20 protein-coding genes are annotated in these 18247 nt (G+C 73.5%); 11 read left to right on the top strand and 9 right to left on the bottom strand.

The window, feature by feature from the left end; all coding sequences use genetic code 11:
* Positions 1-146 precede the first annotated feature (146 nt).
* From CRP30_RS20250 to CRP30_RS20225, 6 genes are all read left to right on the top strand, one after another.
* The gene (locus CRP30_RS20250) at positions 147-965 is read left to right on the top strand and encodes a TetR/AcrR family transcriptional regulator C-terminal domain-containing protein (RefSeq protein WP_097185824.1); all 819 of its coding nucleotides are present in this window, start codon (positions 147-149) and stop codon (positions 963-965) included.
* Positions 966-1086: 121 nt separating this feature from the next.
* Entirely contained in the window at positions 1087-1857 is a 771-nt protein-coding gene (locus CRP30_RS20245; RefSeq protein WP_097185823.1) for a DUF2382 domain-containing protein, read from the top strand.
* On the top strand, positions 1857-2456 hold the full coding sequence (locus tag CRP30_RS20240) for a hypothetical protein (protein ID WP_097185868.1): 600 nt from the start codon (positions 1857-1859) through the stop codon (positions 2454-2456). The genes CRP30_RS20245 and CRP30_RS20240 overlap by 1 nt, the downstream gene beginning before the upstream one ends.
* Before the next feature lie 123 nt (positions 2457-2579).
* Positions 2580-3245, top strand: coding sequence for a GNAT family N-acetyltransferase (locus CRP30_RS20235; protein ID WP_097185822.1), 666 nt, complete (start codon positions 2580-2582; stop codon positions 3243-3245).
* Between the two features lie 80 nt (positions 3246-3325).
* Positions 3326-3679 carry a YciI family protein gene (locus CRP30_RS20230; RefSeq protein ID WP_097185821.1) on the top strand — a complete coding sequence of 118 codons (354 nt, stop codon included), beginning with the start codon at positions 3326-3328 and terminating at the stop codon, positions 3677-3679.
* The gene (locus tag CRP30_RS20225; RefSeq protein WP_200814876.1) at positions 3676-4893 is read left to right on the top strand and encodes an RNA polymerase sigma factor; all 1218 of its coding nucleotides are present in this window, start codon (positions 3676-3678) and stop codon (positions 4891-4893) included. The genes CRP30_RS20230 and CRP30_RS20225 overlap by 4 nt, the downstream gene beginning before the upstream one ends.
* Here the strand turns inward: CRP30_RS20225 and arfB are convergent.
* The 3 genes from arfB to yidD are packed head-to-tail and all read right to left on the bottom strand — an operon-like array spanning position 4890 to position 6942.
* On the bottom strand, positions 4890-5330 hold the full coding sequence (gene arfB / locus CRP30_RS20220) for an alternative ribosome rescue aminoacyl-tRNA hydrolase ArfB (protein ID WP_097185819.1): 441 nt from the start codon (positions 5328-5330) through the stop codon (positions 4890-4892). The two genes, CRP30_RS20225 and arfB, sit on opposite strands and share 4 nt — an antisense overlap.
* Before the next feature lie 20 nt (positions 5331-5350).
* The gene (locus tag CRP30_RS20215) at positions 5351-6367 is read right to left on the bottom strand and encodes a phosphotransferase (RefSeq protein ID WP_097185818.1); all 1017 of its coding nucleotides are present in this window, start codon (positions 6365-6367) and stop codon (positions 5351-5353) included.
* 50 nt (positions 6368-6417) lie between these two features.
* On the bottom strand, positions 6418-6942 hold the full coding sequence (gene yidD / locus CRP30_RS20210) for a membrane protein insertion efficiency factor YidD (RefSeq protein WP_235003581.1): 525 nt from the start codon (positions 6940-6942) through the stop codon (positions 6418-6420).
* Between yidD and mmuM the strand changes: the two genes are divergently transcribed.
* Positions 6941-7849 carry a homocysteine S-methyltransferase gene (mmuM, locus tag CRP30_RS20205; RefSeq protein ID WP_235003580.1) on the top strand — a complete coding sequence of 303 codons (909 nt, stop codon included), beginning with the start codon at positions 6941-6943 and terminating at the stop codon, positions 7847-7849. The two genes, yidD and mmuM, sit on opposite strands and share 2 nt — an antisense overlap.
* Before the next feature lie 34 nt (positions 7850-7883).
* Here the strand turns inward: mmuM and CRP30_RS20200 are convergent, their stop codons facing one another.
* Both CRP30_RS20200 and CRP30_RS23250 read right to left on the bottom strand, forming a co-directional pair.
* On the bottom strand, positions 7884-8741 hold the full coding sequence (locus tag CRP30_RS20200) for a glucose 1-dehydrogenase (protein WP_097185816.1): 858 nt from the start codon (positions 8739-8741) through the stop codon (positions 7884-7886).
* A gap of 83 nt (positions 8742-8824) precedes the next feature.
* Positions 8825-8959: a hypothetical protein gene (locus CRP30_RS23250; RefSeq protein ID WP_255407391.1), complete on the bottom strand. Its 135-nt coding sequence runs from the start codon at positions 8957-8959 to the stop codon at positions 8825-8827.
* A gap of 161 nt (positions 8960-9120) precedes the next feature.
* On the opposite strand from CRP30_RS23250, the gene CRP30_RS20195 reads away from it, so the two are divergent.
* The 4 genes from CRP30_RS20195 (at position 9121) to CRP30_RS20180 (ending at position 14041) form a co-directional block, all read left to right on the top strand.
* Positions 9121-11670 carry a DEAD/DEAH box helicase gene (locus CRP30_RS20195; protein WP_097185815.1) on the top strand — a complete coding sequence of 850 codons (2550 nt, stop codon included), beginning with the start codon at positions 9121-9123 and terminating at the stop codon, positions 11668-11670.
* Between the two features lie 122 nt (positions 11671-11792).
* Positions 11793-12410: a hypothetical protein gene (locus CRP30_RS20190; protein ID WP_097185814.1), complete on the top strand. Its 618-nt coding sequence runs from the start codon at positions 11793-11795 to the stop codon at positions 12408-12410.
* A 96-nt stretch (positions 12411-12506) separates the two neighbouring features.
* The gene (locus tag CRP30_RS20185) at positions 12507-13283 is read left to right on the top strand and encodes a sulfite exporter TauE/SafE family protein (RefSeq protein WP_097185813.1); all 777 of its coding nucleotides are present in this window, start codon (positions 12507-12509) and stop codon (positions 13281-13283) included.
* Entirely contained in the window at positions 13280-14041 is a 762-nt protein-coding gene (locus tag CRP30_RS20180; RefSeq protein WP_097185812.1) for a sulfite exporter TauE/SafE family protein, read from the top strand. Before CRP30_RS20185 ends, CRP30_RS20180 begins: the two co-directional genes overlap by 4 nt.
* Positions 14042-14064: 23 nt before the next feature.
* On the opposite strand, the gene CRP30_RS20175 is transcribed toward CRP30_RS20180, so the two are convergent.
* The 4 genes from CRP30_RS20175 to CRP30_RS20160 form a co-directional block, all read right to left on the bottom strand.
* A complete protein-coding gene (locus tag CRP30_RS20175; RefSeq protein WP_097185811.1) occupies positions 14065-14622 on the bottom strand; it encodes a hypothetical protein in 558 nt (185 codons plus the stop codon).
* A gap of 113 nt (positions 14623-14735) precedes the next feature.
* Positions 14736-15452, bottom strand: a complete 717-nt coding sequence (locus CRP30_RS20170; protein WP_200814875.1) for an HNH endonuclease family protein — start codon at positions 15450-15452, stop codon at positions 14736-14738.
* Positions 15453-15531: 79 nt separating this feature from the next.
* Positions 15532-17202, bottom strand: coding sequence for an alpha-amylase family protein (locus tag CRP30_RS20165; RefSeq protein ID WP_097185810.1), 1671 nt, complete (start codon positions 17200-17202; stop codon positions 15532-15534).
* The gene (locus CRP30_RS20160) at positions 17199-18185 is read right to left on the bottom strand and encodes a TIGR03885 family FMN-dependent LLM class oxidoreductase (RefSeq protein ID WP_097185809.1); all 987 of its coding nucleotides are present in this window, start codon (positions 18183-18185) and stop codon (positions 17199-17201) included. Before CRP30_RS20160 ends, CRP30_RS20165 begins: the two co-directional genes overlap by 4 nt.
* Positions 18186-18247: the final 62 nt, after the last annotated feature.

Genomic DNA, 18247 nt, shown 5'->3' with positions numbered 1-18247 from the left:
GCCTCGGGGACCGTCGTTTCCCCGGGTGGGCACCGGCGTCAACGCTGGGTTCCGAGGACCTCACAGGGGGGTGGCCGCTGCTGTGCGGCGGCCGTCGGCGCAGGATGGGGGGCCAGGGGGCCGCACGCGGGGCGAAGGAGCAGGTCATGACCGGGCCGGACACGAGGCCGGACACGAGGCCGGACGAGGACGCCGACCCCGACAGCCCCGAGGGCCGCGGCGGAGCCGCCGTCGTCATCCCGGCGGCCCCTCCCGGGAGCGGCCGGACCGGGCTGGACCGCCGGCGGGTGCTGGGCGCGGCCATCGAGTTCATCGACGCCGAGGGGCTCAACGCGCTGACCATGCGCCGGCTGGGCGCCTACCTCGGCGTCGAGGCCATGGCGCTCTACCGGTACGTGCCGGGGCGGGAGCAGCTGCTCGACGGCGTCGTCGAGTCGGTGATCGACGAGCTCTACGGCGACCCCGACGTGCACCTGGCCGCCTCCCACGGATGGCAGGACTACCTCCAGCGGCTCGCGCACGGCGTGCGGCGCATCGCCCTGGCCCACCCGGAGGTGTTCCCGCTCGTCGCGACCCGCCCCCCGGCGGCGCCGTGGGTGCGGCCGCCGCTGCGCAGCCTGCGCTGGGTGGAGTCCTTCCTGGACGCGCTCATCGACAGCGGGTTCAGCGAGGCCTCCGCGGTCGCTGCCTACCGGGCGTACTCCAGCTTCCTGCTCGGGCACCTGCTCCTCGAGGTGTCGCAGAAGGGCGTGAAGATCAGCCCGGAGGACCAGCCCGAAGGCGTGCCGGGGGCGGTCGCCACGACGGACCTGAGCGAGTACCCCACCGTCGTCCGGCTCGAGGCGCTGCTCTCGCTGGACGAGTCGGCGGCGGAGTTCGAGGAGGCGCTGGAGAACCTGCTCGGACGCCTGGAGGTCGTCCTCCGCGAGGGGCGGACCCCGCGGCGCGGGGACACGCGCGGCTAAACACGGAAGGCTCTGTTTACGTCGTAAATCGCCGGGCATGGCTGACGACGGCGCGCTACCCGTGAGAACCGCTCCGGTGCGGCGACCGCCGACTCAGCCCAGACCCCGCGAGGAGCACTACGTGATCACCGAGCAGAACCTGTCCGCAGTCATCGGCAGCAACGCCGTCGGAACCGACGGCAAGATCGGCACCGTCGGCGAGGTGTACCTCGACGACGAGACCGGCCGTCCGGAGTGGGCCACCGTCCGCACCGGCATGTTCGGCACGAAGGAGGCCTTCGTCCCGCTGGCCGACGCGGACCTGTCCGGCGAGGACCTCCGCATCCCCTACGACAAGGACAAGGTCAAGAACGCCCCGCACATCGGCACGGACGGCCACCTCTCCCCCGACGAGGAGACGGAGCTCTACCGCTACTACGGCGTGGGCAACCAGGCCGCTGCGCCGGTCGCCGACACCACCGGTAGCGCGAACACCCACGGCACCGTCGGCCACGACACGTCCGGTCCGACGACCGACGACGCCATGACCCGCTCCGAGGAGCACCTCACCGTCGGCACCCAGCGGGTCGAGGCCGGTCGCGCCCGCCTGCGCAAGTACGTCGTCACGGAGAACGTCACCCAGACCGTGCCGGTCTCCCACGAGGAGGTCGTCCTCGAGCGCGAGCCGATCACCGACGCCAACGTCGGCAACGCCCTCGACGGCCCGGCCATCTCCGAGGAGGAGCACGAGGTCGTCCTGCACGCCGAGCGGCCCGTCGTCGCCAAGGAGGCCGTGCCGGTCGAGCGGGTCCGGCTCGACACCGAGACGGTCACCGAGCAGCAGACGGTGACCGACACGGTCCGCAAGGAGCAGATCGAGCTCGACGCCGACGCCGACGTCCGCCGCTCGTGATGGCAGAGCCCGCGTACTCCGGGGAAGGCGCGCACTCCACGAAGGGCGCCGCACGCGACGCCGTCGACGCGCAGCGCTCCCGCTACGGCGGGATCAAGTGGGGCGCGGCCTTCTTCGGCTGGCTGTCCGCCAACGGGCTGGCCGTGCTGCTGGTCGCGCTGCTCAGCGCGGGCGGGGTGGCGATCGGCCTGACCCAGGGCGTGCCGTCCACCGACGCGGCAGCCGAGGAGGCCAGCACGATCGGCATCGTCGGCGGCATCGTCCTGCTGGTGATCCTGTTCCTGGCCTACCTGGCCGGCGGCTACGTCGCCGGTCGCATGGCCCGCTTCGACGGTGTCCGCCAGGGCATCGCCGTCTGGGTCATCGGCCTGATCGTCGTCATCGCGCTCGCGGTGCTGGGGCTGGTCTTCGGCTCGGAGTACAACGTGCTCCAGCAGCTGAACCTGCCGCGCATCCCGATCGACGAGGGCACCGCGACCACCGGCGGCATCATCGCGCTCGTGGCCATCCTGCTCGTCACGCTGCTCGGGGCGATCCTGGGCGGCAAGATGGGCGACAAGTACCACCGCAAGGTCGACCGCGCAGGCTTCGACGCCTGAAAAAGGACCCCCTGCCCCCCCGACACTCGCACGCTCGTGCCGGGACCCTGCAGGGGGCCTGCGGGGGCCGTCCCATCCGGGGCGGCCCCCGCCCTGCGTCTCCGGCCGTGGTCGAATGCGCGGGTGACCCAGGGCCCCACCATCCGGCGGATCGACTCCCCGGACGAGGAAGGGCCCGACGTCCGCCGGGCCGAGCAGCGCGACGTCCCGCGCATCGCGGCCACGCTGACCGTCGCACTCGCCGACTCGCGCTGGACCCGCTGGGCCCTCCCCGACGACGGGCGGATGCAGCGGCTCACCCGCCTGCACGAGCTCGACGCGGGGCACCGCGGCGTGGGCACCGGCACCGCGTGGGTGACCGAGGACGTCGACGCGGTCGCCGTCTGGGAGCCCCCGCCCGGCGCTGAGGGCACCACTCCCCTGCCCTCCGACGTCCGGGCGGCCCTGGCGGGCGAGCTCCCCTACCTCTCCGCCCACCGGATCAGCGCCGTCCGGGACACCGCGGCGCTGATCGCCGCCGCACGGCCCGAGCAGCCGCACTGGTGGCTGCTGCACCTCGGAGTGCGACCCTCCTCCCGTCGGCGGGGGCTGGCGGCCGCGGTGCTCGCCCCGGCGCTCGTGCGCTGCGACGACGACGGGGTCCCCGCCGCGGCGGCGGTCTTCTCCTGGGCCAACGTCCGCTTCCTGCGGGGGTTCGGCTTCGAGGTCACCGCCGAGCTGCGCACGGCGGACGACGACCTCCCGCTGTGGGTGCTCGTATGGCAGCCTCAGCCGAGATTTCCCGGCTGAGCCTGTCGATCCGCGGCGGGGCCGCTCGTACAGAGGGTGAGTGACCGGCAGGAGGCCGGCGCCGACCCGAGGAGGACGACATGCCGAAGTACCTGATGACCGTGGTCGAGCCGAGCACCGGCACCGGCCTCGCACCGGGACAGCTCGAGCAGATCATGAAGGACGTCGACGCCCTCCACCACGAGATGCAGGACGCCGGCATCTGGGTGTTCGGCGGTGGACTGCGCCCCCCGCACACCGCGACCACCCTCCGCTCGGCCGACGACGACGTCCTCGTGGTGGACGGACCGTTCGCCGAGGGCAAGGAGCACGTTGGGGGGTTCTCGATCGTCGACGTCCCCGACCTCGACGTCGCACTGGAGTGGGGTCGCAAGCTGGTCGCCGCGACCACGATCCCGATCGAGGTCCGGCCGTTCTACGACACCACCGGGTGACCGCTCCCGCCCGGACGGAGATCGAGCGCGCCTTCCGCGAGCACTACGGCAAGGCCGTCGCGGTCCTCACCCGCCTCCTCGGCGACATGGACGCCGCCGAGGAGGCGGTCCAGGACGCCTTCCTGACCGCCGTCCGGCGGTGGCCCGAGGACGGCGTCCCGCCCAGCCCCGCGGGCTGGATCGTCACGACCGCCCGCAACCGGGCGATCGACCGGTTCCGCCGGGAGAGCACCCGTGTCGACCGGTACCGCCAGGCCGCGCTGCTCCAGGCGGACGACGCACCCCCGGAGGTGGGTCCCGTGCAGGACGACCGGCTCCGGCTGATCTTCACCTGCTGCCACCCGGCGCTCGCGCCGGCCGCCCAGGTGGCCCTCACGCTGCGGCTGCTGGGCGGCCTCACCACCGCCGAGATCGCCGCGGCGTTCCTGGTGCCGGAGCCGACCATGGCGCAGCGGCTGGTCCGCGCCAAGGGCAAGATCCGCGACGCCGGCATCCCCTACCGGGTCCCGAGCGAGGCGGAGCTCCCGGACCGCCTGCGGCCGGTGCTCGCCGTCGTCTACCTGGTCTTTACGGAGGGGCACACCGCCTCCAGCGGCGCGCGCCTGGTGCGCGAGGACCTGTGCGCGGAGGCGGTCCGGCTGGGCCGTCTGCTCGCCGAGCTGATGCCCGACGAGCCGGAGGTCCTCGGTCTGCTGTCGCTGATGCTGCTCACCGAGGCCCGGCGTCCGGCCCGCACGACCCCGGCCGGCGGGCTCGTGCTGCTCGCCGACCAGGACCGCGACCGGTGGGATCGAGCGCTGATCGCCGAGGGGCAGGACCTGGTCCGCGCCTGCCTGCGGCGGAACGCCCCGGGCCCGTACCAGCTCCAGGCCGCCATCAACGCCGTGCACAGCGACGCGGCGGCCGCCCGCGACACCGACTGGCGGCAGATCCTGGCGCTCTACGACCAGCTGATCGCCATGGCACCGAGCCCCGTGGTGGCGCTGAACCGGGCGGTCGCGCTGGCCGAGGTGCGAGGTCCCGCGGCGGCCCTGGCCGTCGTCGACGATCTCGACCTCGGGCAGCTCGACGTCTTCCACGCCGTGCGGGCGGACCTGCTGCGGCGGCTGGGCCGGACGGCGGAGGCCGCGGAGGCCTACCGCGCCGCGATCGGCCGTGCGGGGAACCAGCCGGAGCGGGACTTCCTGCGCCGACGGCTGGAGTCGCTGCGCTAGTCCCAGGCGCGGCGCTGCTTCTTCAGCTGGCCGCGCTGCTTCTTCGCCTCGATCCGACGCTCCTGCGAGCCACGGGTGGGCTTGGTCCGCCGCCGGCTCGGTGGCGGCGGTGCCAGCGCGGCGCGCAGGACCGCCGCCAGCCGCTCCCGCGCCGCCTGCCGGTTGCGCAGCTGCTGCCGGTGCTCGCTCGCAGCGATGGTCAGGACGCCGTCGACGAGCCGGGCGCCCAGCCGCGCGGCCAGCCGATTGCGCTGGGAGTCGCTGAGCCCCGGGAGGTCGAGCGGGGCGACCGACAGCTCCACCCGCGAGTCGGCGGTGTTCACGCCCTGCCCACCAGGCCCCGAGGAACGGGAGAACCGCCAGTTCAGCGCCCCGGCGGGGACGACGACGGAGCCGGTGACGGCGAGGTCACCGGAGGCGTCGTCCACGGCCGGCATGCGCACAGTGTGTCCGACGCTCACGCGGACACCGCCGACAACGGGCCCGGCTGCAGGTACTCCGCCGTCCAGCCCGGCACGCTGTCGGCCCACTCCGCCCGCTCGTCCGCGTGCACGCCGCGCAGGATCCGACGCCACGTGAGGGCCCGGGCCAGCGGTGCCACGCGCAGCGCGAGGTCGCACTGCTGCCGCAGCGCCCGGGGGTCGCCGTAGTCGCTCCACGGCTCGAGGTAGGCGTCGCGGAGCCGGACCAGTGCGGGGCCGCCGTCCGGCAGGTCCAGCGCCCGCCCCGCCATGCGGAGCGCGACCCGCAGGCTCAGGAAGGGGTGCGAGACCGAGGCGTCGCCCCAGTCGAAGAACCGGTGGCGGCCGTCGCTCGCGAAGACGTTGGCGCCGTGCACGTCGTCGTGCTGCAGCGTGGCCGGCAGCCCGCCGCCGGCCAGTTCCGCGCAGGCCCGGACGACGTCGTCGCGCCCGGCGAGCAACCGCCCGTGCACCTCGGGGGCCAGCCCGCCAGGCCGGCCCACCAACTGCGCGTCGTCGTCGGCGAGCAGGTCGTCGACGAGGGCGGGCAGACGCCCGGGCCGGGTGTCCGGGACCCCGAGCCCGAGGATCGCGTCGGCGTGCGGGACGAGCGCCAGCTGGAGCCGTGCGTACGCCTGGAGCATCGCCGCCCAAGCGGCGGGGTCGGCCCCGCCATCGCGCAGGGTCCGGCCGCCGTCCGGGAGCAGCAGCAGACGCCGGGCCGGCTCGACCGCCAGCGGCACCAATACCCGGTCGGGCACCCAGCGGCCCAGCGCGCCGGCGAGCACGGGCTCCTGCGCCGAACCAGGACCGACCGATTTGAGCCACGCCACGCCGCCCCCGCGCAGCGGCAGGCGGAAGGCCGTCGACCAGGTGCGTACGTGCGGCTGCTCCGGTTCACCGTCGAGCTCCAGCCCCGCGCGGGCCAGTTCCGCCGTCGCCCACTCCAGCGCCTCGGCGCGCCAGCGGGGGTCGCGCCAGGTGGCGATCCCGGTCGTCTCCCCGCTGCTCACCCCGCGACGCTAGGCGGCGTGCGGGGCCGCGCGCACGTGGTTTCGGGCGGTCACGAGGCCGGCACCGGGTCGGCGCCACCGGTCGCACCAGGACGGCAGCGGACGAGGCGTCGCGCGGTGAGCCAGGCGCCGCGCCGTGCACCGTGCCGTTCCAGCGCCTCGACGGCGTAGGCGGAGCAGGTGGGCGAGAACTGGCAGCACGGCGGGCGCGTGGGGCTGATCCGCTGCTGGTAGACGCGGACGGCGGCGACCATGCGGTCGGCCAGGCGCGTACCGCGCGCGCCGGTGCCCGCGCTCCGAACCTCGCGCAGGGTCGTCGGGGCCAGCAGCATCGAGTCCATTCCGCAGCCGACGGCGTTCGCGAGGCAGCAGCCGGTGTTGAGGAACAGCAGATCGCGCAGGCAGCTGTCGTTGCGCCGTCCGTAGCCGTGCCCGTAGCCGTAGCCGGGGGGCGGGCCGTAGCCGTAGCCCGGGGGACGGCCATAACCCCTGCGTGGGCGACGACGGCGGGGACCCCAGCCACTGCTCCAGATGAACACCATGGACTGCCAGTACCGCGGGATGATCGTCGGCATGCCTTCCCTCGCCGACGCGCTGGCCGCGGGACCGGTCGTCCTGGACGGCGGTCTCTCCACCGAGCTCGAGGCGCGTGGGCACGACGTCTCCTCGGCGCTGTGGTCGGCCCGCCTCCTGCGCGACGCACCCGGGGCGATCGTCGAGGCGCACGCGGCCTTCGCCGCGGCGGGCGCGCAGGTGGCGACGACAGCCAGCTACCAGGCGACCGTCGAGGGCTTCGCGGCGGCGGGTGTCGACGCGGACGAGGCCCGCCGCCTGATCGCGTCGTCGGTGGTGCTGGCCCGCGAGGGGCAGGACGCGGGACAGGGCGAGGGATGGGTCGCCGGCTCGGTCGGTCCGTACGGCGCGATGCTGGCCGACGGGTCGGAGTACACCGGCGACTACGTCGACGCGATCGGCGTCGCGGCCCTGCGGGCCTTCCACCGACCGCGGATGGAACTGCTCGCCGAGGCGGGCGCGGACGTGCTGGCCTGCGAGACCGTGCCCGCGGCCGCGGAGGCCGAGGCACTGCTCGCCGAGGCCCAGGCGCTGGGCGTCCCGGTCTGGCTCTCGCTCACCACGGTGGTCGACGACGACGACGTCCCGCGCACCCGCCGCGGCGAGCGCGCGGCCGACGTCTTCGCGATGGCGGCCGGGGTCGACGAGGTGGTCGCCGTCGGGGTCAACTGCACCGCGCCCGCCGCGGTCGGGCCCGCGCTCACCGCAGCGGCCGCCGCCGGGAAGCCGGTCGTCGTCTACCCGAACAGCGGGGAGGCGTGGGACGCCGCGGGGCGGCGCTGGAGCGGGCCACCCGGGGTGTCGCCGGACGCCGTCCCGACCTGGGTCGGGAACGGCGCCCGGCTGGTGGGCGGTTGCTGCCGCGTCCGCCCGGCCGACATCGCGGCCGTCGTCTCAGCCCTCCCCTGAGGGGCCGACATGGCCACTTCGGCCCCTCCTGGCGTTACAGGATGGGGTTGCCGCCGGTGACGGCGACCCGGGCGCCGGACACGTAGGAGGCCTCGTCGCTGGCCAGCAGCACGTAGACCGGGGCGAGCTCGGCGGGCTGACCGGCGCGGCCCATCGGCACCTGCTTGCCGAAGCTGCCGACCTTCTCCGCCGGCATGGTGGCCGGGATCAGCGGCGTCCAGACCGGCCCGGGGGCCACGCTGTTGGCCCGGATGCCCTTGTCCGCGTACATCTGCGCCATGCTCGCGGTGAAGTTGGCGATGCCGGACTTCGTCATCGCGTAGGGCGCCAGGTCGGGGCTCGGCATGTCGGAGTTCACCGACGACGAGTTGATGATGGCCCCGCCGGGGGGCATGTGCGGGATCGCGTCCTTGGTGAGGGTGAACATGGCGCTGAGGTTCACGGCGACCGTGTGGTCCCACTCCTCGTCCGAAACCTCCTCCAGCGTCGGGTGGCTCATCTGGAAGGCGGCGTTGTTGACGAGGATGTCGACCTTGCCGAACTCCTCGACGGCCTTGGGGATGATGGATTTGGCGTGGGCCCGGTCGGCCAGGTCACCCGCCACCAGGACGCACCGGCGCCCGGCCTCCTCGACGTACTTGGCGGTGTCCTTCGCGTCCTCGTGCTCGTTGAGGTACGAGATCAGGACGTCGGCGCCTTCCCTCGCGAACGCGATGGCGACGGCGCGGCCGATGCCGCTGTCCCCGCCGGTGATCACGGCTGCCTTGCCGGTCAGCTTCCCGGAGCCGCGGTAGCTCTCCTCGCCGTGGTCGGGCTTGGGGTCCATCTTGCCGAGGACGCCGGGGACGTCCTGCTGCTGCTCGGGCTGGCTCTCGGGGCGGGGCTCTGACACGGGTCCTCCTGCGGTGCGCACGGCGGCGCCACTGTTCGACGCCGTGCCGCCCTACCCGCGCCGACCCCCGCGGAACCCGACGGTCAGGCGGCCCGGGCCAGGGTGCTCGCCGCGGGGGCCGCGACCGGCAGCTGCCAGCGCATCTCGAGCCGGCGACGGCCCGAGCCGTCCACCACCGGGACCCAACGGCACGCCGGGCACTCCACGTTCGACCTCATCACGCCACCTCTCGTTTACCTTCCGTTCACTTTCTAGGCCCCATCGGTTCATTCGATGCATCGACGGAGCGGTCGTTACCGGATCGTGACCGTGAGTGCGTGCTCGTCGGCCGGTGGCGGGTCCGGGAAGGTCTGGGCCGTCAGGCACGCTGTCGTCCACGATGTCTGCTCCCCCGCTGCTCGACGACGCCGCCGACCTCTCCGCCCTGCGCGCACGTGGCGACGACGCCGACGAGCTGTTCGCCTCCTTCGCCGCATGGGCCGAGAACGGCGGGACGACGCTGTACCCGGCGCAGGAGGAGGCGCTGATCGAGCTGGTCAGCGGCGCGAACGTCGTCCTGGCCACCCCGACGGGGTCCGGCAAGTCGCTGGTCGCCACCGGCGCCCAGTACGCGGCCCTGGCAGCCGGCCGGCGCAGCTACTACACCGCCCCGATCAAGGCTCTGGTCAGCGAGAAGTTCTTCGCCCTCTGCGGTGTCTTCGGCGCGGCCAACGTCGGCATGCTGACCGGCGACGCCAGCGTCAACGCCGGGGCGCCGATCATCGCGTGCACCGCCGAGGTGCTGGCCAACATCGCGCTGCGCGAGGGAGGTCAGGACGACGGCCTGGGCGACGTGCTCGTGGTCATGGACGAGTTCCACTACTACGGCGACCCCGACCGGGGCTGGGCCTGGCAGGTGCCGCTCCTCGAGCTGCCGAAGGCGCAGTTCCTGCTGATGAGCGCCACCCTCGGCGACGTCACCTCGCTGCGCGAGGACCTCACCCGGCGCACCGGCCGCCCCACGGCCCTGGTGGCCAACGCCGAACGCCCGGTCCCGCTGCACCACTACTACGCGACGACGCCGATGCACGAGACGATCCAGGACCTCCTGGACACCCAGCAGGCGCCCGTCTACGTCGTCCACTTCACCCAGGCCTCGGCGCTGGAGAGGGCCCAGGCGTTGATGAGCGTCAACGTCTCGACCAAGGAGCAGAAGGCCGCGATCGCCGAGATGATCGGCGGGTTCCGGTTCTCCTCGGCGTTCGGCACCACGCTCAGCCGGCTGGTCCGCCACGGCATCGGCGTGCACCACGCGGGGATGCTGCCGAAGTACCGGCGGCTGGTCGAACAGCTGGCGCAGGCCGGGCTGCTCAAGGTCATCTGCGGGACCGACACCCTCGGCGTCGGCATCAACGTCCCCATCCGGACCGTCGTCTTCTCCGCGCTGAGCAAGTACGACGGCACCCGCACCCGGCTGCTGCAGGTGCGCGAGTTCCACCAGATCGCCGGGCGGGCGGGGCGCGCGGGCTACGACACCGCGGGCACCGTCGTCGTCCAGGCGCCGGAGCACGAGGTCGAGAACCTCAAGCAGTTCGCCAAGGTGTCCGACGACCCGAAGAAGCGCCGCAAGCTGGTCCGCAAGAAGGTGCCCGACGGCATGGTGCCGTGGAGCGAGTCGACGATGAAGCGGCTGGTCGAGGGTGAACCGGAGAAGCTGACCAGCAACATGCGGGTCTCGACGTCGATGATCCTCGACGTCGTCGACCGGCCGGGCGACCCGTTCGCCGCGATGCGCCGGCTGCTCACCGACAACCACGAGCCGCGCAAGAAGCAGCTCCAGCACATCCGGGACGCGATCGGCATCGCCCGCTCGCTGCTGCAGGCCGGCGTGCTGGAGCGGCTGCCGGAGCCCGAGCCGGACGGCCGGCGCTACGACCTCAAGATCGACCTGCCGCCGGACTTCGCGCTCAACCAGCCGCTGTCCACGTTCGCGCTGGCCGCCATCGACGTGCTGGACCCGGAGTCCGAGACGTATCCGCTCGACGTCGTGAGCGTCATCGAGGCGACGCTCGACGACCCGCGGCAGATCCTCGCGGCGCAGCTGAACAAGGCCAAGGGCGAGGCCGTCGCGCAGATGAAGGCCGAGGGCATCGAGTACGACGAGCGGATGGAGCTGCTCGAGGAGGTCAGCTACCCGAAGCCGCTCGAGGAGCTGCTCGGGCACGCCTTCGACGTGTACCGGCAGACCAACCCGTGGGCCGCGGACGGGCTGCTGTCGCCGAAGTCGGTCGTCCGCGAGATGTGGGAGCGGGCCTTCACCTTCCGCGAGTTCGTGAACACCTACGGGCTGACCCGGTCCGAGGGCGCCGTGCTGCGCTACCTGTCCGATGCGTTCAAGGCACTGCGCTCGGGCGTCCCGGCCGCGGCCCGCACCGAGGAGGTCACCGACATCGTCGAGTGGCTCGGCGAGCTCGTCCGTCAGGTCGACTCGTCACTGCTCGACGAGTGGGAGCAGCTCACCTCTCCCGACCAGCCGCTCGACGCCCCGGTGGCCGTCCCCGCCCGGCCGCGTCCGCTCACCGGCAACGAGCGCGCGTTCACGGCGATGGTGCGCAACGCGCTGTTCCGCCGGGTCGAGCTGTTCGCCCGGCGCCGCTGGTACGACCTCGGCGAGCTGGACTCCGGGTCGGGTTGGGACGCCGACCGGTGGGAGCAGGTGGTGCGGGCGTACTTCGCGGAGCACGAGGAGGTGCGGACCGGCGCCGACGCCCGGGGTCCGGCGCTGCTGATCATCGACAGGGGCGAGCCGGGACTGTGGCGGGTGCGCCAGATCCTGGACGACCCCGAGGAGGACCACGACTGGGGCATCGACGTCGAGGTGGACCTGGAGGCCTCCGACGAGGACGGCGCGGCCGTGCTGCGCGTGGTCGACGCGGGCCGCAAGGACTGACGCCGGAGGCGTCATCGGATTGTGTCCGATGACGAGCCGTTTCGGCTGTCCCGGCCGGCGGAGCGGTCCTACCCTCGGAGCACTGCGGACGCCTCCCCTCGCCCGCACCGTCGGAGGACCCGATGACCGAACGTCTCCAGCCCAGCGGTGCCGACCGACCCGTGGACGTGGGGCCCGAGGGAGGACCGACCCTGTTCGGCCTGCCCGCCGAGTTCCCGGAGGAGAGCGACGGGGACCGGCTGCCGGCCGGCCGCACGCCCTCCGATGCGTCCCCCCGCCTGGCGGTCGTGAAGCGCGCCGACGTCGCGGGCGCTGCTGCGCTCGTGCTCGCCGGGGTCGCCGCGAACGTGAGCCTGTCCCTGTCCTGGTGGCCGGGCGAGGGACCACCCGGCCTGTCGCTGGTCCGGCAGGGGGCCGAGGCCCTGGACGCCGGCGTCGACCACGCTGTCCGCGCCGTCGTCTGGCAGCCACTGGCCGTGGTGGCGTGCGGCGGTCTCCTGGTCCTCCTGGGCTTCCTCCTGCTGGTCCCGGCCCGCGGGCACCGGCTGATCGGCGTGCTGGCGCTGGCCGTCTCGCTGACCGCCGCCGCCGCGGTCGCCCTGCTGCTGGTCGACGGCGGCCTGCTCAGCGTGGGCTTCGGCCCGGGGATGTGGTGCGCCGTCGCCGTTCCCGTCCTCGGGGTGCTCGGCTCGCTGAAGGCGATGCTCACGGCCCCGCTCGTCACCCTCGACTCCCGCTGACCGGCGTCCGGCCGCGCGGTCGGACTGTGACGTGATCGACCCCTGCTCTGCGGCGCACCGGGCCGGCACCGTGTCAGGCTCGACGGCGATGTCCGCATGACGGGGTGGGAGATGGTGGCGGTGGCCGCGGCCGGGTTCGCCGCGGGCGGCATCAACGCCGTGGTCGGCTCCGGCACCCTCGTCAGCTTCCCGGTGCTGCTGGCCGTCGGACTGCCGCCGGTGCCCGCCACCATCAGCAACTCCCTGGGCCTCATCGCCGGCAACCTGAGCGGCTCGATCGGCTACCGGCGCGAGCTGCGCGGCCAGCGGCGCCTGCTGTTGCGGCTGCTGCCCGCCTCGGTCCTCGGCGCGCTCACCGGCGCCTTCCTGCTCCTGCACCTGCCCGCGTCGACGTTCGAGGCGGTCGTCCCGGTGCTCGTCGGCGTCGCCGTCGTGCTCGTCGCCGTCCAGCCGCTCGTGCAGCGACGGCTGCCCGCCCGGCCCGACGACGGGACGGCTCCCCCGGTCGACGGCCGGCGGCTGGCCGCGCTGTTCGCCGGCGCCTACGCCACGGGGACGTACGGGGGCTACTTCGCCGCCAGCCAGGGCGTCCTGCAGATCGGCATCTTCGGGTTCCTCCTGCGCGAGTCCCTGCAGCGGCTCAACGCGATCAAGAACGTGCTCACCCTCGCGGTCAACACCGTCGCCGCCGGGGCCTACGTGGTCGTGGCCACCGACCGGATCGACTGGGCGGCCGCGGGACTGCTCGCGGCGGGCTCCCTGGTGGGCGGGGCCATCAGCAGCCGGTACGGCCGACGCCTGCCGTCAGGGGTCCTGCGGGCCGCGATCGTCGTGCTGGGCATCGTGGCCATCCTGGTGCTGGTGTCCCGGTGAGCCCCTGGGAGTTCGGCTTCCTCGTGCTGGCCGGGATCGGCGCGGGACTCACCGGCAGCATCGCCGGGCTGGCCTCGCTGATCAGCTACCCGGCTCTGCTCGCGACGGGCATCCCGCCGGTGACCGCCAACGTCACCAACACGGCCGCCCTGGTCACGGTGGGGATCGGCTCGGTGAGCGCCTCCCGGCCGGAGCTGCGGGGCCAGGGCCGGCGGCTGGTGCCGCTGGCGGCGGCCGCCGTCCTCGGCGGGGTGACCGGCGCCGTCCTGCTCCTGCTCACCCCGTCGGAGGCCTTCGAGCGGATCGTCCCGTGGCTGATCGGCGGCGCCTCGCTGGCCATCCTCGTCGTCCGGCCACCGCGCGAGCTCGCCGAGGCCCACGTGGGCCGGCCGCACCGGGACCAGTGGTGGCTGCCCGGCGCGATCTTCCTCATCTCGATCTACGGCGGCTACTTCGGCGCCGCGGCCGGGGTTCTCATGCTGGCCACGTTCCTGCTCACCACGGGCGAGGGACTCCCCCGCAGCAACGCGATGCGCAACGTCATCCTCGGGGTGGCCAACACGGTCGCCGCGATCGGCTTCGTCCTGTTCGCCTCGATCGCCTGGTCGGCCGCGCTGCCGCTGGCGATCGGGCTGTTCCTCGGTTCGCTCCTCGGCCCGCGGATCGTCCGCCGGGCGCCGCAGACCGCGCTGCGCCGGGTCATCGCCCTCGCCGGCCTGGGCCTCGCCGTCTACCTCGGGGTCGAGGCGTACGGCTGAGACCCGGGCCGGCGGGCGGAGGGTCAGCGGCTGACGTACGCCGCGAGGAAGAGCACGAACCCGGCGAGGGCGAGCAGCAGGCGGGCCGGCGTGAGGCCGTTGAGCAGACCGGCGGTCGCCTCCACCCACTGCGGCCGGACGACGGCGTCCCGCGAGCGCTGGCGCATCATGCGCACCTCGTCGGCCAGCAGGACCCCGGCGCTGCCGAGCATCCCCAGGCCCAGCACGACGAAGACGAGGGCCAGCCGGTCCTCGAAGCTCTCCGCGGTCCCGCCCAGGACAAGCACGGTGATCCCGCCCAGCAGCAGGCCGAGCAGACCGCCGGCAACCGGCGCCCACGGGCCCATCACGGTCAGCGGTCCCCGGCGGGGCATGCGCGGCCGGGGACGCACGGTCACCGGCGCGGTGGGCTGCATGCCCGGCACCATCTCCCGGTCGACGGCGATGTTGGCCTCGTCCACCGGCGCAGCGGCGGGCTCCGGGGCCGACGCCGGTGCCGCCTCGGCCTGTGCGGCGGGGCGGACGATCGGGATCTCGGCCGTCCCCGTCCCGACGGACGTACTTCCGTTGCGTTCACTCATGACTGATCACCTCATCCGACACGCTAGGCGCACCCGTCCCGGGGATCCGGCAGGCCGCTCCGGCGGCCCGCACACGCAGCGTGATGCCACGCCGCCGAAGGCCGCCGGGCGACTCAACAAGTGGCGAGCAGGCCCTGCAGCGCCTGCGACTCCGCCGGCGTCACCGACAGCGCGTAGGTCGACTTCACGGTCACCACCACGGTCGCGTACGAGCAGCCGTAGGCGGCGTTCGAGGGCACCCACTCGTCGGCCGTGGAGTCGCCCTTCGAGGAGTTCTCGGACCGGGTGGTCGCCATCAGGTTGGCCAGGTCGTTGGCGAAGGCCGCGCGCTGGTCGTCGCTCCATTCCGCCGCGCCCTGCACCCACGCGGCGGCCAGCGGGACGACGTGGTCGATCGGCACCTCAGCGGCGGTCGCCTTCTCGAAGAGCACCGACTCCCCGGTGTAGGGGTCGTCGAGGAGCCCGGCGATCACCACGCAGCCGTGCGTGCCCTCGCGCACCTGCACCTCGGTGAGGTCGCGGTGCAGCACGTCGTTGCGCTGGTCGCAGCCGTTGCGGTCGACGTCGGACCACGCCGGCCCGAAGACGCAGCCCTCCCCCGCGCCGCAGCCCCGCTCGTAGCCGTCCAGCGAGGTCTTCTCCGCGACCGGCAGCGCCGCGAGCGCGGCGACGGCCGCGGCGGGTTCGAGCGTTCCCGCGGGAACATCGCCCTGCCCGACCGAGGCGGCCGGCGACGGCCCGGCCGGAGCGGGCGCGATCTCCCACTCGAACGTGCACCCGGTGAGTGCGACGAGGACGGCGAGCAGCACGGCGACGGCGGAGCGGGGCACCCCCGGACGCTACGAGCGCCCGCCCATGGTTTCCCGGACCGACAGGCGCCCCGGGGGGCCTTTGTGGCCACGAAGGCCCTCAGACGAGGCGGCGGCTGTCCTGGGCGACGATCCGCAGCCACCGGTAGCCGTAGCCGCCCAGCGTGATCTCCACCGTGCCCGCGTCGGAGACCGTCGTGCTGCCGGTCTCCAGCAGGTCGACCAGGCGGTGCGAGGAGTCGCAGCCCTCCAGCGCGAGCGGCACCGTCCGCGGCTCGGGACCGAGGTTGTGCAGGGCCACCAGCGCACCGTCGTCCCAGCTGCACAGGTGGGCCAGCACCTCGCGGCAGGGCTGCTCCAGGATCTGGAACCCGCCCCAGCCGAGCTCGGGCGACTCGCGGTACCGGCGGATGAGCAGCTTCATGAACGACAGCAGCGAGTCGGGGTCGTTGCGCTGGTCGGCCACGTTCACGTACTCCGGCGCGAAGCCACCGGAGACCACCGGGCCGGGCAACCTCCGCGGCTCCGCGGACGAGAACCCGCCGTTGCGGCCCGGCGTCCACTGCATCGGGGTTCGCACGGCCAGCCGCCCCTCTGCGTCGAGGTCCTCCCCCATCCCGATCTCCTCCCCGTAGAAGAGGACGGGAGTACCGGGCAGCGAGAACAGCAGGCTGTAGACCATGCGCACCCGCCGAGGGTCGCCGTCGAGCATCGGGGGGAGACGGCGCCGGAGGCCGCGCCCGTAGACCTGCATCCGCTCCTCCGGCCCGAAGGCCGCGAACACCTCCTCGCGCTCGTCGTCGCCGAGCTTGTCGAGCGTCAGCTCGTCGTGGTTGCGGACGAAGGTGGCCCACTGCGAGTCGGGGTTCAGCGTCGGCCGGCCGCTCAGCGCGGCGGCCAGCGGACCCGCGTCCTCGCGGGCCAGCGACAGGTACAGCGCCTGCATGCCGATGAAGTCGAACTGCATCGTCAGCTCGTCGCCGTCGGCGCCGCCGAAGAACTCCAGCTGCTGCTCGAAGGGCAGGTTGACCTCGCCCAGCAGGACGCCGCTGCCCGACCGCCGGCCGACCAGCGAGCGCAGCGCACGCAGGTAGTGGTGCGGGTCCGGGAGGGCACCGCCGTCGGCCCCCTCGGTCTCCAGGAAGAACGGGACGGCGTCGACGCGGAAGCCCGACAGCCCCAGCTGCAGCCAGAAGCCCATGATCTTGGCGACCTCGTCCCGCACCCGCGGGTTGGTCACGTTCAGGTCGGGCTGCTCCTTGTAGAACTTGTGCAGGTACCACTCCCCCGTCTTCTCCGACAGCGTCCAGATGCTGTCCTCCTGGTCGGGGAAGACAACCTGATCGGACGTGTCCGGCGGCGGGTCGGAGCGCCACACGTAGAAGTCGCGGAACGGCGAGTCCTTCGACGACTCCGCCGAGCGGAACCACGGGTGCTTGCGCGAGGTGTGGTTGACGACGAGGTCGGCGATGACTCGCATGCCCCGGTCGTTCGCCGTCCGGATGACCTCGACCAGGTCGCCGTGCGTGCCCAGCCGCGGATCGACGCCGTAGAAGTCGGTGATGTCGTAGCCGTCGTCCCGTTCCGCCGTCGGATAGAACGGCATGAGCCACAGGCACGTGACGCCGAGATCGGCCAGGTGGTCGATCCGCTGGGCGAGGCCCGCGAAGTCGCCGATGCCGTCGCCGTCCCAGTCCATGAACGTCTCGACGTCCAGGCAGTAGACGACCGCGTTCTTCCACCACAGGTCCGCGGTGTCGGTGATCCTCACAGGGCCACCGCGGGTTCCGGGGCGGTGACTCCCACCTGCGGCAGGACGTGCTCGCCGAACGCGTCGAGGAAGCCGCGCTGCTCCTGGCCGACGTGGTGGAGGTAGATCTCGTCGAAGCCCAGCGCCGCGTACTCGTCGATCCAGGCGGCGTGCTGGCCGAGGTCGGAGGACACCCGCACCACCTCGGCGACGTCCGCCGGGGTCACGTGCTTGCTGGCCTGCTCGAACGCCTCGGGGGTGTCGAGGTCCCAGCACAGCGGCGGCGGGAAGACGTTGCTGTGCCACTCCTCGTGCGCGATCGCCAGCGCCCGGTCCGGGTCGGGGTCGTAGGAGACGTGCAGCTGGAGGACGAGCTTGCCGCGCCCGCCGGCGTCGCGGTAGGCCGCCACCATCTCGCGCAGGGTGTCGTGCGGCTGGTTGATCGTGACCATGCCGTCGGCCCACTCGGCGCCCCGGCGGGCCGTCGCCACGGTGACGGCGGGGGCGATCAGCGCCGGTGGCTGCTCGGGCAGCGACCAGATCCGCGCCCGGTCGACGGTGACCAGTCCGTCGTGCGTGACCTCCTCCCCCGCAAGCAGCGCGCGGATGATGTCCACGCACTCGCGGAGCCGGGCGTCGCGGACGTCCTTGCGCGGCCACCGGTCGCCGGTGATGTGCTCGTTCATCGCCTCGCCGCTGCCGAGCGCGACCCAGAACCGACCGGGGAACATGGCCCCCAGCGTGGCCACGGCCTGGGCGACGATCGCCGGGTGGTACCGCTGTCCCGGCGCGTTCACCGCGCCGAACGGCAGCGACGTCGTCGCCATGGCTGCGCCCAGCCAGGACCACGCGAAGCCCGAGTGCCCCTGTTCGAGGTTCCAGGGCGCGAAGTGGTCCGAGCACATGGCCGCGCTGAAGCCCACCTCTTCCGCGTGCTGCACCGCCTGCAGCAGGTGCGCGGGGTGGATCTGCTCGTGGGAGTTGTGGAATCCGATCACCGGCATGGGACATGCCTACCGAAGTGCCGGCTCCCCGGCCATGCGGTGCGCCACCCCGGCACCGCGGC

Source organism: Blastococcus haudaquaticus (genome assembly GCF_900230285.1).
Taxonomy (GTDB): Bacteria; Actinomycetota; Actinomycetes; order Mycobacteriales; family Geodermatophilaceae; genus Blastococcus_B; species Blastococcus_B haudaquaticus.
The sequence above is the reverse complement of the archived record's forward strand: the minus strand, read 5'-3'. Positions and strand labels throughout refer to the sequence as shown.